Source organism: Chryseobacterium camelliae, from assembly GCF_002770595.1.
GTDB lineage: Bacteria > Bacteroidota > Bacteroidia > Flavobacteriales > Weeksellaceae > Chryseobacterium > Chryseobacterium camelliae.
On sequence record NZ_CP022986.1, the window covers coordinates 1,371,017 to 1,385,465 of the forward strand.

General features: G+C 42.2%; 14 protein-coding genes, 1 pseudogene and 1 riboswitch. Of the genes and pseudogenes, 10 read left to right on the top strand and 5 right to left on the bottom strand.

All coding sequences use genetic code 11. The features are described 5' to 3' along the window. Positions 1-20 precede the first annotated feature (20 nt). Positions 21-1,283 carry a mechanosensitive ion channel family protein gene (locus CGB83_RS06185; RefSeq protein WP_100077514.1) on the bottom strand — a complete coding sequence of 421 codons (1,263 nt, stop codon included), beginning with the start codon at positions 1,281-1,283 and terminating at the stop codon, positions 21-23. Between the two features lie 214 nt (positions 1,284-1,497). On the opposite strand from CGB83_RS06185, the gene CGB83_RS06190 reads away from it, so the two are divergent. Both CGB83_RS06190 and CGB83_RS06195 read left to right on the top strand, forming a co-directional pair. Continuing rightward, positions 1,498-1,989 (top strand): DUF456 domain-containing protein, encoded by a 492-nt coding sequence (locus CGB83_RS06190; protein ID WP_100075032.1) that lies wholly within the window; start codon positions 1,498-1,500, stop codon positions 1,987-1,989. Positions 1,990-1,994: 5 nt separating this feature from the next. Next, positions 1,995-2,498, top strand: a complete 504-nt coding sequence (locus CGB83_RS06195; RefSeq protein WP_100077515.1) for a hypothetical protein — start codon at positions 1,995-1,997, stop codon at positions 2,496-2,498. Here the strand turns inward: CGB83_RS06195 and CGB83_RS06200 are convergent. After that, positions 2,485-3,126, bottom strand: a complete 642-nt coding sequence (locus tag CGB83_RS06200; protein ID WP_100075033.1) for a uracil-DNA glycosylase — start codon at positions 3,124-3,126, stop codon at positions 2,485-2,487. The two genes, CGB83_RS06195 and CGB83_RS06200, sit on opposite strands and share 14 nt — an antisense overlap. Positions 3,127-3,505: 379 nt before the next feature. Then, positions 3,506-4,024 carry a GNAT family N-acetyltransferase gene (locus CGB83_RS06210; protein WP_100075035.1) on the bottom strand — a complete coding sequence of 173 codons (519 nt, stop codon included), beginning with the start codon at positions 4,022-4,024 and terminating at the stop codon, positions 3,506-3,508. A 108-nt stretch (positions 4,025-4,132) separates the two neighbouring features. On the opposite strand from CGB83_RS06210, the gene CGB83_RS06215 reads away from it, so the two are divergent. Beyond that, positions 4,133-6,280, top strand: coding sequence for an endonuclease MutS2 (locus CGB83_RS06215; RefSeq protein WP_100075036.1), 2,148 nt, complete (start codon positions 4,133-4,135; stop codon positions 6,278-6,280). 116 nt (positions 6,281-6,396) lie between these two features. Here CGB83_RS06215 and CGB83_RS06220 read toward each other — a convergent pair whose 3' ends face one another. Beyond that, a complete protein-coding gene (locus CGB83_RS06220) occupies positions 6,397-7,491 on the bottom strand; it encodes a GEVED domain-containing protein (protein WP_100075037.1) in 1,095 nt (364 codons plus the stop codon). 123 nt (positions 7,492-7,614) lie between these two features. Between CGB83_RS06220 and CGB83_RS06225 the strand changes: the two genes are divergently transcribed. From CGB83_RS06225 to CGB83_RS06240, 4 genes are all read left to right on the top strand, one after another. Beyond that, on the top strand, positions 7,615-7,893 hold the full coding sequence (locus CGB83_RS06225; RefSeq protein ID WP_100075038.1) for a hypothetical protein: 279 nt from the start codon (positions 7,615-7,617) through the stop codon (positions 7,891-7,893). Then, the gene (locus tag CGB83_RS06230; RefSeq protein WP_100075039.1) at positions 7,890-8,552 is read left to right on the top strand and encodes an ATP-binding cassette domain-containing protein; all 663 of its coding nucleotides are present in this window, start codon (positions 7,890-7,892) and stop codon (positions 8,550-8,552) included. The genes CGB83_RS06225 and CGB83_RS06230 overlap by 4 nt, the downstream gene beginning before the upstream one ends. 29 nt (positions 8,553-8,581) lie before the next feature. Further along, positions 8,582-9,382 (top strand): hypothetical protein, encoded by an 801-nt coding sequence (locus tag CGB83_RS06235; RefSeq protein WP_100075040.1) that lies wholly within the window; start codon positions 8,582-8,584, stop codon positions 9,380-9,382. A gap of 50 nt (positions 9,383-9,432) precedes the next feature. Continuing rightward, positions 9,433-9,612, top strand: a riboswitch (cobalamin riboswitch). Positions 9,613-9,725: 113 nt separating this feature from the next. Continuing rightward, positions 9,726-10,109, top strand: coding sequence for an acyl-CoA thioesterase (locus CGB83_RS06240; protein WP_100075041.1), 384 nt, complete (start codon positions 9,726-9,728; stop codon positions 10,107-10,109). Positions 10,110-10,156: 47 nt separating this feature from the next. Here the strand turns inward: CGB83_RS06240 and CGB83_RS06245 are convergent, their stop codons facing one another. Continuing rightward, positions 10,157-10,753, bottom strand: a complete 597-nt coding sequence (locus CGB83_RS06245) for an HD domain-containing protein (RefSeq protein WP_100075042.1) — start codon at positions 10,751-10,753, stop codon at positions 10,157-10,159. Positions 10,754-10,819: 66 nt separating this feature from the next. On the opposite strand from CGB83_RS06245, the pseudogene CGB83_RS20440 reads away from it, so the two are divergent. The 3 genes and pseudogenes from CGB83_RS20440 (at position 10,820) to CGB83_RS06265 (ending at position 14,430) form a co-directional block, all read left to right on the top strand. Next, a pseudogene (locus CGB83_RS20440) lies at positions 10,820-12,159 on the top strand (cytochrome P450). A 205-nt stretch (positions 12,160-12,364) separates the two neighbouring features. After that, the gene (locus tag CGB83_RS06260) at positions 12,365-12,694 is read left to right on the top strand and encodes a PadR family transcriptional regulator (protein ID WP_100075045.1); all 330 of its coding nucleotides are present in this window, start codon (positions 12,365-12,367) and stop codon (positions 12,692-12,694) included. 11 nt (positions 12,695-12,705) lie between these two features. Then, positions 12,706-14,430, top strand: coding sequence for a PspC domain-containing protein (locus CGB83_RS06265; RefSeq protein ID WP_100075046.1), 1,725 nt, complete (start codon positions 12,706-12,708; stop codon positions 14,428-14,430). Positions 14,431-14,449: the final 19 nt, after the last annotated feature.

Genomic DNA, 14,449 nt, shown 5'->3' on the forward strand with positions numbered 1-14,449 from the left:
AAAATACGAAAATTTTTTATTTAAACCTTCACCTGCATTACTTCCAGATCAAATTCTTTTGAAGCGACCAGCAGATGGTCAAAAATATCAGACTGGATCTGCTCAAACTGTATCCATTCCGTATCTGTTGTAAAGGAATAAACTTCCAGCGGCAGTCCCTGTGGGGTTATATTGAGCTGGCGGACGATCATAGGTCCCTCTTTATCCAGCGATGGTATTCTTTCTATGTATTTCTGTGCATAATACCTGAACACCCCAATGTTGGTCAGCTGCCTGCCATTGATGATTTCTTCCGGATGAGCCATATTTTCTTTTTCTTTTTTAAGCTCCAAATCGCTTTTGGTAAGGTAATCCGAAATAAGGTTGATCGATTTCAAACGTTCAATATCTTCATCAGTAAGGAATTTAAAGGAATTGATGTTAAAATAAATGGATTTTTTGATTCTCCGGGCATTATTCTCAGAAATATACTGGAGGTTTTTGATCTCGGTCGTCAGCAAATCATACGTAGGGATGGTGGAAAAGGTTTTATCGAAATTATTGATCCTGGTCGTTAAAAGGCTGATTTCAGCGATGTTTCCCTCTACATTATATTTCGGTATGCTTACCCAGTCTCCCACCTTGAGGTTTTTGGAAGTTGCCACGTGGATGCCCGTCACAAATCCGAGGATGGTATCCCGGAATACCAGAACCAGGACCGCTGTAATAGCCCCGAGACTTCCCACGATGGTAGTTCCTTTAATACCGAAGATGACACAGATTCCCACTACTGAAAAGATGAAAATCCCAAGTATTTTCACAGTTTCGGAAATGGCGTTCAGCGCCATTATCTTGTAAAAATCCTGTTTGATGATAAAATACCCCCTGAATGCGGTGAGTGACCGGTACAGCATTCCGGCAAGCGTCAGTACAAAACCTAAATTAATTGACCTGATGATGAATATATTCGTATTAGGGATGGACCTCGGTGGGAAAATCGACGGGTTAATGCTGGCTACCACAAATAAAGCAATAAGGTGGGCAACAGAGTTGGTGATCTTAGAATCATAAATGGACTTGATGATCGGGTATTTCTGTTCATTATGAAAAAAACGGAAAATAATATTGATCACAGGTTTGCAGATGAAGTCTATAATAAAAAATACCGCCAGCAGCAGCGCCAATTTTGTAATCATATGAAAAAACCAGTCGAGGCCTAAAGGTGATATACGGCTGATATAGTCGTACAGCTGGTAACTCATATCCTGGAAAAAATCTTTGGTATCCTGTATTTCGTCTTTCATTACCGTAAATTTATAAATCTTAAACAACTGAATACCGCAGCAAAATTCCTTCCAAATCTTCCTGAGATCGCCTATTTAATGTGAATTTTAACGGAATTATATCATTTCGAAGACCTATGGGCATCATCATGCATTTATTTTGGAATTATTTTGGTAGTGAGATTGGCTGAGATATATTTTACCTTCTCGATCTGAATAGACACATACTGATATTATGGATACTATATTAATTGATATTCTCTGCCTGGTCCTTTTATTTTTAGGGATGTTAGGAACTTTTCTTCCGGTACTGCCCGGTCTGCTTTTAAGCATCTGCGGCCTGCTGATCTATAAATTCGGGACCGATGCGGATCTGCCGATGCTCTATATCTGGGTTTTCGGGGCGCTGACAGCCATTTCAGTCGTGCTCAATTATGTCATTCCTGCCAAAACCACCCAAAAATACGGGGGAACCCGCTGGGGAAGCATCGGATCTGTTATCGGGACCATTGTAGGGATGTTCTTACCCATTCCTCTGGGCTTCCTGATCGGGATGTTTGCCGGAGTATTCATCGGTGAGCTGCTACATGACAGCAGGGACATGAACAAAGCCCTGAAATCCACCAAAGGGGCTTTTGTAGGATTCATTTACGGAACCGGTTTCAGCCTGGTGGTAGTTATGGCAATGTTTTTGGTGGTTATCCTGGATATGTTAAGCATAATCTGATGAGTATGATCCCAAAAACCATTTTGTTCAGCATCGGACTGATGTCCGTACTAAACTGCAATACACAGAAAGAAGCGCACGTAAAAAATGCTTCCTCATTAAATACCCCACAAACAGGTATGAACAGTACGTCTGCAAAAAATGATGCCCTGATCAGTCTTTCGGAAGGTGAAAACAAGTTCCTGAAAGAATATGACATGAATATTACATTCAAAGGGGTGTCCGAAGACAGCCGCTGTCCGGAAGGCGTGAATTGTATCTGGGCCGGCGTTGCTGTAGCTCAGGTAGAAGTTATGGGTACTGCGACCCGCCCGGTGATACTTAACCTGGCCAGTACGGAAAACCCGGGAAGGAACTACCACCAGTCTGCCGACTTTAACGGATACACGATTACGTTAAAAACAATCGCACCCTATCCTACCTCAGCAGAAGGAACGAGTGCTTTAAAAGGAAAATATACAATCGGTATCTCTGTTCAGAAATCTGCAGGCAATGCTACCACGAAATAGGTTTTTTGCCTTTGGAGATAAGGTATTCGTTGATTTTCGAGAAAGGTTTGCTTCCGAAAAATCCCCTGTGTACGGAAAACGGGGACGGATGCGCAGATTTCAGGATAAAATGCTTAGCCGGATCAATCAGTTCGGCTTTTTTCTGTGCAAAGGCACCCCATAAAACAAACACGACATTTTCCTTTTTAGCAGAAATTTCTTTAATGATGAAGTCCGTGAACTTCTCCCACCCTAAGTCTTTATGGGAATTGGGTGAATGGGCGCGTACGGTTAGTGTAGCATTCAACATCAACACACCCTGTTTTCCCCAGTCATCCAGTTCTTTGGAAGTCCTTACAATGCCTAGATCATCTTTTAGTTCTATAAAAATATTTTTCAGTGAAGGCGGTGCCGCAACCTGCTCAGAGACGGAAAAGCATAATCCGTTGGCCTGATAATCATTATGGTAAGGATCCTGCCCTAAAATCACGACTTCAATATCATCAAAAGGAGTAATTTCCAGTGCCCTGAAAATCTGGTTTTTTGGCGGAAACACTTTTGTAGTGGCGTATTCCTGCTTTACCTTTTCCCAAAGATTGGAAAAGTAAGGGGTATTTTTTATCGGGGCTAAAATTTCTGTCCAGGTCATAGGTGTAATTTGAAAATTTGAAGATGAATTAATTTGAAAATCAGCTATTGTATTCTTTATTGTTTTAAAAATTTGTTGAATTCACTGGCTATTCCTGAATAATACAGGGCTTGCCGGAAGTAATATCAATTTTCTTGCCTTTATAAGCAGGGGTACGCTTTTATACCGATCAGCGCCAATAATGATTATCACTGAAAAATTTATCCGGCCTTCTAACAGGTTAGCGATTTCATGATGATTGTTGGTAGTGAGCGTAATAAGATACGGGTTTTCAAATGCCTCAAAAAATTTTCCAGAGAACGGATCCATTTGATAAGCTCGTTTTTTCAGTTGCAAGATTCATTGGATATGAATGTATAGTTAAACAAATATACTGAATTTAAAAATGAGCCTGCCTTTTCTCAAGGCTGAAGACCAGATGTTCGGAAAATCCCTCTTCCTCTTTATTTTCTTTCAAAGCAAAGTGATGTTTCAGCAGCAAAGCTTTTGAAGGTTCATTCAGCGTATGGGTAATAGCCAGAATTTCATGTAGCTGCAGATCATCAAATCCATAAGGCAAAACAACATCCAGCACTTCTGACATGATTCCTTTCCTATGGTATTCCGGCAGCAGCTCGTATCCTATCTCGGCGGTTTGGCGGTCTTCGGAAAAATTCCAGAAACAGAGGGTACCGATTAAGCCGGGCTGCCCTTTGTATGAAATTCCGAAGTACATCGTCTGTCCGTTTTTGGTCCTTTCCCTAATGGTTAAAATAAACTGCAGTGCATCATAATTGGTTGTAGGCGGCTTCCGTGTCAGAAACTGGTTGATGGTGGCATTGCTACGGATCTTCAGGATATCTTCAGTATGTCTTTCGTTGATCTCTTTCAACACTAAACGTTCGGTTTGCAGGTTCATCGTATTAAGTATGGTGCAGAATAAAGGTAATTATTTTCAGGGGTTCCAAAATATTCAAATTAAGGTATTTTCAAATTAACATTCATATTTTCTCACTAAATTTGTACTGTGTATATAAATAAAGAAGATTTAAACGAATTAGAGTTTCCGCAATTGCTCGCGGAAATTGCTCCATTTGCCTATTCTCCCAAGACGAGAGAAAAAATTCTTCAGCTCCTGCCGATGACGATTGACGAGGCGGAAATTTCCCTGAAAAAAACGTCAGAATACCTATCGAGCTTTGAAAGCTCAAATGCCGTTCCGTTTGATGAGTATGAGGATATTGAAAATGAGCTGAAACTGATGCTGATTGAAAATTACCGCCTTGAAAACAGTGCATTCATCAAAATAAAAACCTTAACGGAACAGATCGGGAAGCTCCAGAAGTTTTTCCCTACCATGCCGGACACCTTTCCCACCTTAATGAAAGACGCCGGGGTACTGGAATTTAAAAAAGAGATCATTGATAAGGTAGATAAGGTCTTTAACCGTTTCGGTGAAGTAAAAAGTGAAGCCTCACCGATCCTGAAAGAGCTGAGAACTGAAATCCAGCACGGCAAAAAAGCGATTCAGGAAAACTTTAACCGTGCTTTATTCAACTACGGACAGAGTGATTTCCTGGATGATATCCGCGAAACGATCATAGAAGACCAGAGGGTTCTGGCGGTAAAATCAGGATTTAAGAAGCGGGTTCCGGGAAGGGTCCTCGGGCTCTCCAAAACAGGATCCATTACGTACATCCAGCCGGACAGTGTAGTAAAGCATTATTTTAAGCTGAAGGAAAATCAGGAAGAAGAGAAAAAGGAGATTGATAAGATCCTCAGGAAACTGACGGCAGAACTTTCAGAGTTCCAGCCACAGCTCTGGAGGTACCAGATGTATATTTTCGACCTGGATCTCACCCGGGCAAAAGCTAAGTTTGCAGAACTGATCAACGGGGTGTTACCGAAAATCAACCGTCATAAAACCCTGCGGTTACGGGAAGCGTTCCACCCTTTGCTATTCCTGAGAAATAAAGCGGAAAACAAAACGATTTTCCCGCAGACCCTGGCCCTGACAGACCATAACAGGATCATCTGTATATCCGGGCCGAATGCGGGAGGAAAATCCATCACCCTGAAAACGGTAGGATTGCTGCAGCTGATGATCCAGAGCGGAATCCTGGTTCCCGTGCACCCGAAATCAGAGATGTTTTTCTTTGAAAAGATCATGACTGACATCGGGGACAACCAGTCGATTGAAAACCACCTGTCCACCTATTCTTCAAGGCTGAAAAAGATGGGCGGCATCATCCGTGAAGCAGACGCCAATACCCTTTTGCTGATTGACGAGTTCGGTACCGGCTCAGACCCGGAATTAGGCGGTGCACTGGCAGAAAGCTTCCTTGAGTTTTTCTATGATAAAAAGAGTTTTGCCATCATCACTACGCACTACACCAATATCAAACTGGTGGTGGAACAGCTTCCGAATGCAGAAAATGCGGCCATGCTTTTCAATGAAGAGACCCTGGAGCCAATGTATAAGCTTGAAGTAGGACAGGCAGGAAGCTCCTTTACTTTTGAGGTGGCCGAAAAGAATAAAATCCCAAGGTTCATCATTCATTCTGCCAAGAAAAAGGTTGAGCATGATATCGTAAACCTGGATAAGACCATCGTTAAGCTCCAGCAGGAAAAATTTGAAGTTGAAAAACTGAAAACCGACCTGGCGGAAAGAAAGGAATCGGTAGAAGATAAACGGGACAACCTGCAAAAGCTGAATGATCAGTTGCAGCAGAAACTGTTCAACTTCCAGAAGCTGTATGAGGAAGAACACCGCAAGCTTCAGTTCGGGAATAAGATTGAAGCGTTTATCGACAGCTATGTCAAAGGAAAATCAAGGAAAGATGTTGTCAAGGATTTCGTAAAAATCCTGGAGCAGGAAAAATTCAGGAAAGTAGGTGCCGATAAGGATGAATCCAAACGCCTGCAGGTGGTGAAGCGTAAGATCACCCAGCAGCTGAAAAAAGAAGATGTACAGGAGCGGATTGCCGAAACCAACGAAAAGCTGGAAGAAAAAATCAAGACCGAACGGGCGTTATGGATGAAAGAAGGCCAGCGGGTACGGATTAAAGGCAGTACCAGCGTAGGAACCATTGAAAAAGTTTCCAAAAACAAGGTGATCGTTAATTACGGGACTTTTAAGACGACAATTAATGCGGATGAACTGGAACGGATATGATCCTTTTGAATTTGGTAATTTGAAAATGATATAATTAATCCGTAAGATATCAGAAATGATACTTTCTTATGGTGATGTATAATAAAAAAGAGTGCTCATTGCCGAGCACTCTTTTATTATTTTTTGATCAGCTTAAGGCGCGTGATCTTATCATAATGTTTAACCTGTATAAAATAGATGCCTTTTACCAGATGGCGGACATCTATTTTCTGATCTGAAATTTTTCCTGTGCTGATTTTTTGCCCTGCTGCATTATAAATTTCAAATTCATGTCCGGAAATGCCTGAGACATGTATGATATCCGAGGCAGGATTAGGGTAAATACTTGCATGGTTCACTATACCGGTTTCGGAGGCAGAAAGACTGGCATCCGCTGATATATACACTCCATAATCTTCCACCTCCCCATAAGTGAACGTTCCGCAAACGGGACTTGTATAGGTTTCGCTTATTATAACTCTCATGCCTATGCCGCAGCCTGATCCTGTTTGGAATGCGGTCGGAGGAACAGCAAATGACGAACTGACTGCGGATGAACCGGCTGAATTGGAGGCTAATATCATTTCTGAATCCTGAAATGTCCCATCAGCATTAAAATCGATCCATGCTCTTACCGATGCCGTGCCCGGAGTTGCCTGCCACATCTTGGAGACTGAGATAATATTATTGGTACTTCCCAGAAACAGCTGAACTTTGCGGGACGGGTCCGGACGGTAGTCTGTATACGTTGAAGTCCCGGAATTGCTTACCATAGGAGTAAGACCTGTTCCTGACGGGGTTACCGTAACATTGGAAATATGCATTACTTCTGCACCTGTAGAAGCAGCTGTACAGTAATTCAGTGCAGTTGTAAAAGTTAGAATAGAGGATGGTAATCCTGTTAAACCATTGCATATTTTAGCAACATACACCTCATACGAAGTGCAGGGGACTAAATTAGTTAGGGTACAATAGCCTACGGACGACGAATAGATGACAGACCAGGCATTGCTGCCCACCGGCCTGAATCGTACCGCATAGTTTGGCGAATTAGGATCAAATGTCCAGTTTATCACAGCAGAATTCATCATAATAAAACTTGTATGCACATTGTCCGGCGGCAGATTATCACAGAAAATACCGGATGAGGATTCGTTTACAGTAATGTTGTTACCCTTAAGAAAAGAAGTTCCTGAGAACAGCACTAGGAAATAAAATAGATTTTTTATCATGATACCTATCGTTTAAATTATTTTTCTAAATATAGTGAATTAAATATATTAAATTACTCTGTCGAAGAAAATAAACATCAGCATTACATTTTAATTATCTTTACGGGATAAGTTCAGTTAGAAATGATCAGACAATTTACCATCCTCCGGATTTTTTATCTGAAACTGCTGATTCCATCAGTTTTCATTTCCCTGCTGTTATCTTTTCAGGGCGGATTCAGTGCTTCTGATTTCGGATTATGTTTTCTCCTGATTCTCCCCTTGCTGCATTATTTCGTTTATGAACTGAGACTGAAAAATGAATATGCATTCTATGCCCATTTCGGATTCTCAAGAATATTCCTCTGGATGTTGACGGTTATATTGAGCATCATCACCAATCTTATTACTACATTCCTATGAGCCTGCTTCATATTGACAGCATCACGAAAACATATGGCGAGAAAAGAATTCTGCAGGATATCTATATCCGTTCCGAGACAGGAAAGGTTACGGGGATTTTAGGCATAAACGGCTCGGGAAAATCTACGTTGCTTAAAATTATTTCCGGACAGGAGAAAGGGGATACAGGGTTTATCAGGATGGATGACCATGTAATCAGAAATCAAAAAGACCGGGCAGGCAGAATTGCGTACCTCCCTCAATATTCTTTTATTCCCAAACGGATAAAGATCAAAAGACTGATCCCTTTATTCTGCGGCCGGGAAAATGCAGAAACGTTATCTGCAACGGGCCTGATCCAGCCTTTTCTCAATGAAGTTCCGGGAAATCTTTCAACAGGCGAAAAAAGGATTGCGGAAGCACTGTTGATTTTATATTCAGATTCCAGATTTATTCTTCTGGATGAACCTTTCAGCGGTCTTTCACCGAAAGTGACCGCAGAGCTTCAGAAGATCATCAAAGAACAGTCAACACAAAAAGGAATTATGATTTCAGATCACCATTTTCAGGAGGTCTGGGATGTTTCAGATCATGTTTACCTGATGTCCCGAGGCTCTCTGAAACCTGTCAGGGATTTCAGTGAATTACAAAAGAATAAGTATCTGCCGGAGAGCATTTAATTTTATATCTTTGAGCTTTAAAAAGATCCATGATGAATTCCGCAACCAAAACATTATACGCTTCCGTTTTCACTATTTTTTCTCTGGCCTTTGTACCGGGGCAGTCTAAAGTACCGTTCGGAGTGGTAAAAGCTGAAGAAGGATATGCCATGGTACGCGTACCGAAGGACAATTACCGGAAGATTGTCGATAAGATCAGGATGCGTAAAGGCGATGTTTTCGTGTATGTAAAAACGGCACCCGGGGAAACGGAATGGATCTGGATCAAATACCCTGAGAAACAGGACGACGGCAAGCCTTTTGTGCGTTACGAAACTTTGGATAAGGAAGGGATGGTGAATAAAGACCGCATTGCCTTTATCGACCAGCTTCCCCAGTTTACCCCATCCAAATCCAAGAATGGAAGGTCACTTATTTTTACCGATAACAGCAATTCCAAAATTCCTGTATCCCAGAGATCCAAAGTGATTATTGATGTCTATCCTTCCAATGCCGGCTACCGCAAACAGGAAAAAGATGCCAGCGGAAATATCCTGACGATTGATAAAGTAAAACCATGGGGCATCAGCAACCAGCTTCCGGAAGGAATGACGGAGATCAAGTCCATCCGCGTCCAGCAGCCCGGAAGAGGATCCGTATTTGTGCGGGAAGCCATTAAAAATATGTTCCAGCCCACCATGGATTTCAATCATGTAGGGGTAACTTCCATTGATGACGACCATATTTTCCTTTATATGATCAACGGGTCAGGTGAAAACCGCTATACTACGCTGTGGACGATTAAGGAAGGAAGGGTGATCAGCCAGATCATTTATAAAAATCCTGAATAACCTTTTCTTTTCACGTTTTATCCGTACTTTTGCCCTGAAAAGTTTTATCGCTTATTCATCACAGGAACCGGTTCTGCTTAACGCAGATGAAAAGGGAATCGTGTGCAAATCACGAACTGTCGCGCAACTGTAAGTACCTTAAATCTTTATTGATGATCCACTGTGCAGAAGCATGGGAAGGAAATAAAGACGGTATGAGTCAGGAGACCTGCCTTTCCTCTATACAAAAAACTTTCGCGATCTGAAGTTGATTGATCTGATGAATGCTTACGGGAACATCGTATGTTCCTGCTGTCATTATTCTGCTCAACGGCTCCATTCGCTTTAATATAACAATGCAATAATGACAACAGAAGAAAGAATTGAAGCCTCGGAAACCAGAATTTTTAAAGCCGTTTTCCCTAATACCACCAATCATTATGATACCCTGTTCGGAGGGACCGCCATGCAGCTGATGGATGAAGTCGCCTTTATTACCGCTACCCGTTTTGCCCGGAAAAGGGTGGTTACGGTAAGCAGCGACAAGATCGACTTTAAAAAACCGATTCCTGCCGGGACCATTGTAGAGCTGATCGGTAAAGTAGCACACGTGGGAACCACCAGTATGAAGGTAAGTGTTGAGATCTACACGGAACAGATGTATTCTTATGAGCGTGAAAAAGCTATTGTCGGGGATTTCACTTTTGTATCCATTGATGAGTTCAAGAAACCAACTCCTATATTATAAATACATCAGTGGCTTGCAGCGGCCTCCGGCCGCCGCAAGCCTTATTATTACAGCTCTTTGACAATCTTTTGATTGTCCAGGCATTTCGTCAGCAGCATCTCAAATGCCTCACCCATTTCATCGGAAGCCCTGCCAATGGCATGTTCAAGCATCTTCCTCACCTGCTTTTCCGTTACGCCGGCTTCTGTCCAGCTCTTCCCTGATGTATGGGAGTTCAGGATGAACGGCATGATACGGTCTATGGCACAGGCGAAAATAGCATCCGGAGTCTGCTCTTCTTCAAACTCCAGCCAGAGGTTAAAAAATTCCGAGCGGATCGGTTCATCCAGGATCCCGAAAATATTTTTGGCAGACTGTTTTTCGCGCTCAAACTTCCCGACCATTGCCTGTTCATCAAACAAAAAGGTATCTCCGGCTTCAATTTCCACCAGGTCATGGATGGAAAGCATCCTGATCACCCGCAGAAGGTCGATATCCGCACTGCATTTCGCGTACGGATAAAGGATCTGGGCAAGGATGATGATCTGCCAGGAATGTTCGGCCGTATTTTCCCGCCGGGTATCATCAGCATTATAATTTCTTCTCTGTACATTTTTCAAAGCGTCTACGGCTAAGATGAAATTTATTTCCTTTTGTATTTTCATACTGCAAAAATAATTCATTTAAGGGTATCATATATATTCTTTACCTTTAGATAACAAATATTCAGTATGCCTTCACCCTTCCACTACCCTACAGAAATTACCGGACTTGATAAATTATATTCTTTGTTAAAAGGGGTTAACCATCCGCTGGAAGTCATCAGCAGGAACCACCGGATTGCCGGCGACCATTACTTCATCAATGCTTCCTTTGCTGACAAAAAGTTCATCTTTACCCAGGATCAGGAGTTTGTGGAGTACATCCTTAAAGAGAACCACAGGAATTATTTTAAATCTGAAATCCAGTCGGTTACCCTCAGGAAGTATCTGGGGAAGGGGCTGCTTACCAATAACGGAAAAGACTGGCTTCAGCAGCGAAGGCTCATACAGCCGGGATTCAGCAAAGCGAAGATCAGCAGCCTGGTTTCCATTATGGAAGAGGAAATCGACCGGTCGCTGCTGCTGTTTAAAGGCCAGGAAGAAACCGACCTGTACCATTTTTTCCATCAACTGGCTTTTGATATCGTAGCCAAAACTCTGTTCAGTTCTGATATCGACCAGGCTAAAGTCCATGAACTGGGCAGGATCATCACTGAAATCCAGGAAGTTTTCACCAGAGAAGTACGGCTTCCTTTTTACACCAAGGCCATGGATATCCTCGGGATTACCGGGAAGAACATCCGGAAAAGTGAACGGGCGAGAAAGATCATTCAGGAGATCCTGGATAAAAGGCGCGCATCCGGTGAAGAAAAGCACGATTTGCTTGATATGATGATCAATGCAAGGTATGAAGATACCCAGCTTCCCATGACCGATGAACAGCTGGTTGATGAAATGCTTATCCTGTTTATCGCCGGACATGAAACGACAGCCAACGCATTAAGCTTTATCTTTTTGAGATCAGCAGGCATCCTGAGGCGGAACAGGCTTTAAGGAACGAAATTTCCGGGTTGGGTGAAGAGGTTTTCACTCCGGAATCCCTGATGAAAAAATCCTACACCGTCAATATCATTAAGGAAGCGATGCGGCTGCATCCGCCGGCATGGGGCATTGACCGGGAAGCACTCGAGGACGACCATTTCAAAGACTATTCCTGGGGAAAAGGTACCCAGATCATCCTGTACATCAGCGGCCTGCATAGAAACCCTAAATACTGGGCAGATCCGGAAGCCTTTATTCCGGAACGTTTTGACGATGAGAATGCCCGGAACTTTGCCTATTATCCTTTCGGAGCCGGACCACGGCTGTGCATCGGGGAACATTTCGCCATGATGGAAATGGTGCTGATTGTCCGTAAATTTTATCAGCAGTTCAGCTTTATATCTTCTCACGACCAGGTAGAAAAGAAGGCATTAGTCACGCTGAGACCGGTAAAGGTATCCGGAAAAATAGTAAAAAATCCCATCTAAATAATCCTTTTCGGCTCCCCCTCAAAATTCATTAAAAATTTATATTATTGATTATCAATCAATTAATATAAAATAAAATATTTTTTCACTACTTTGTATTGCATAATACCATTTTAATTACATATCTTTGTAATGTAAAATCAGAGAAGGTTCAACTAGCTAGGAACCGGAGACTGAAAATATAACTCATTAAAACTTATTAAAAATGAATACCGAAAATACCAAAGCGCAAATGCGGAAAGGGATTCTGGAATTCTGTATTTTGAGTCTCATCAACCACCGGGAAATGTATGTGTCTGATCTTATTGATGAACTGAAAAAAGGAAAACTGGATGTCGTGGAAGGAACCCTCTACCCTCTCCTGACCAGACTTAAAAACGGGGAATTCCTCTCCTATCGTTGGGAAGAATCTACCGGCGGCCCACCCAGAAAGTATTACCAGATTACCGCAAAAGGGAAACTGTTTTTAGACGAGCTCCAGAATACCTGGAATGACCTCACCAACTCGGTTAACCAAATTACTCAAAACCATTAAAAAACAAAGCTATGAACAAGACACTCTCAATAGGACTCGCAGGTTTTTCTTTCACCATAGAAGAGCATGCTTATATAAAACTCAGCGATTATCTCAATGCACTCCGGAGCTCACTGGATGCTGAAGAAGCAGACGAGGTAATGCACGACATCGAAATCAGGATGGTTGAAATCTTCAGGGATTCCATGTCCAAACGCGAAGTAATCAACGATACAGACGTAGAAAGGGTGATTGCACAGATCGGGAGCCCTGAAAAAATCGAAGAGCAAGAAGAGGCTTACTATTCTGAAAAAAACACCAAGAAAACATATGCTCCGGGAACCGAGGCTACAGATAAAAAGCAGCTGTTCCGTGATCCGGAAAGACAGAAAATCGCCGGGGTATGCGCAGGTCTTGCCCATTATGTAGGAATGGATATTACAGCAATGAGAGCGATCTGGCTGGGGATTTTCATCCTGGGAATCTTTACGGCAGCGGTTTCCTCCACTCTGGTATTCTTACTGTATATTATTCTTTGGGCAGTCCTGCCCAAAGCAGAGACCGCCGCTGATTTCCTGAAAATGAAGGGAAAGCCAATGAATTTCGACAATCTTAAGAATGAGTCCAACAAGCTGGTACAGTTTGCCAACGAGTCTACTCAGAGGGTCGGAGAGATTTATATCGAAAATAAGCCTTACATCAACAACGCCGGCAGCGGAGTGTGGAATGTGCTGAAATACATCATCGGCGGAATCTTTGTCATTATGGCTGTAGGAAGTATTGTAGGAACTTTCGTATTGTTTGGGCTTTTCGGGATCAATTCCAATTTCCCGGGAGCTAATGAGATGCGGTTTTATATGGATGACAATGGCCTGGATAAAGTCCTGGTAGCAATAATGGTTATCGGTTCCCTGATCCCGGCGATTATCTTCAGCCTGCTGAGCATCAGAATTTTCTCCCCAAAAACAAAACTGAAAAATATAGGCTGGGTGCTGGGCGCACTTTTCCTTAGTCTGATTGCATTAGGAAGCTATTTCGGTGTAAGTATGGCGAAAAGAGAAATGCTCTTCAAAGGACATAAGGAAGATACCGAAGAGATTGCCATCGATACGAAGTCTGATACATTATACGTAGATGTTAAGCAGGTCACCATTCCTCAGAATTTCACAGCATACGATGATGATCTTTATTCCGACAAAGTATCAGTATACAAAAAAGACTGGATCCACCTTGACGTGACAAGAAAAGCCGATGTTAAGGCGCCTTACCTGATCATCAAAAAAGAAGCTAAAGGATATAATTTACCATTGAATGTAAGTATTCCGGTTGATGTAATAAACAACAGAATTATCCTTCCGAATTACATCAAATATCCTTACGACCACCGATTCAGAAGCTACAATATTGATTATGAACTTGTACTTCCTTTAAAAACCGTAGTCATTCCGGCAAAAAATGACGAAATCAGTTTCGACGGAGACCTCAATGCAGACGGAATCAACGATAATGACCAGGAAAGAGACGATAACGGAAATATCAGGATTGAAAAAAACAAGATTACCGTAAACGGATCTACCATCGAATACAATTCAGAAGATGAAGACAGCATCATCATCAACGGTAAAAAAGTTCCTGAATCCGAAGCCAACAAAGTAATGGATTCCATCAAGACCAACATCAAGAAAAACTTCAAGAACGGAGATGTAGACATCAAGGTAAATGAAGGGAAAAATGAAATTTCTATAAAAACCAAATAATAAACGGTAGAGAGTGGTT

Bases quoted from the DNA above. Each gene is read 5' to 3' on its own strand.
- CGB83_RS06185 (WP_100077514.1), bottom strand. From the start codon at position 1,283: ATGAAAGACGAAATACAGGATACCAAAGATTTTTTCCAGGATATGAGT.
- CGB83_RS06190 (WP_100075032.1), top strand. From the start codon at position 1,498: ATGGATACTATATTAATTGATATTCTCTGCCTGGTCCTTTTATTTTTA.
- CGB83_RS06195 (WP_100077515.1), top strand. From the start codon at position 1,995: ATGATCCCAAAAACCATTTTGTTCAGCATCGGACTGATGTCCGTACTA.
- CGB83_RS06200 (WP_100075033.1), bottom strand. From the start codon at position 3,126: ATGACCTGGACAGAAATTTTAGCCCCGATAAAAAATACCCCTTACTTT.
- CGB83_RS06210 (WP_100075035.1), bottom strand. From the start codon at position 4,024: ATGAACCTGCAAACCGAACGTTTAGTGTTGAAAGAGATCAACGAAAGA.
- CGB83_RS06220 (WP_100075037.1), bottom strand. From the start codon at position 7,491: ATGATAAAAAATCTATTTTATTTCCTAGTGCTGTTCTCAGGAACTTCT.
- CGB83_RS06225 (WP_100075038.1), top strand. From the start codon at position 7,615: ATGATCAGACAATTTACCATCCTCCGGATTTTTTATCTGAAACTGCTG.
- CGB83_RS06230 (WP_100075039.1), top strand. From the start codon at position 7,890: ATGAGCCTGCTTCATATTGACAGCATCACGAAAACATATGGCGAGAAA.
- CGB83_RS06235 (WP_100075040.1), top strand. From the start codon at position 8,582: ATGATGAATTCCGCAACCAAAACATTATACGCTTCCGTTTTCACTATT.
- CGB83_RS06240 (WP_100075041.1), top strand. From the start codon at position 9,726: ATGACAACAGAAGAAAGAATTGAAGCCTCGGAAACCAGAATTTTTAAA.
- CGB83_RS06245 (WP_100075042.1), bottom strand. From the start codon at position 10,753: ATGAAAATACAAAAGGAAATAAATTTCATCTTAGCCGTAGACGCTTTG.
- CGB83_RS06260 (WP_100075045.1), top strand. From the start codon at position 12,365: ATGAATACCGAAAATACCAAAGCGCAAATGCGGAAAGGGATTCTGGAA.
- CGB83_RS06265 (WP_100075046.1), top strand. From the start codon at position 12,706: ATGAACAAGACACTCTCAATAGGACTCGCAGGTTTTTCTTTCACCATA.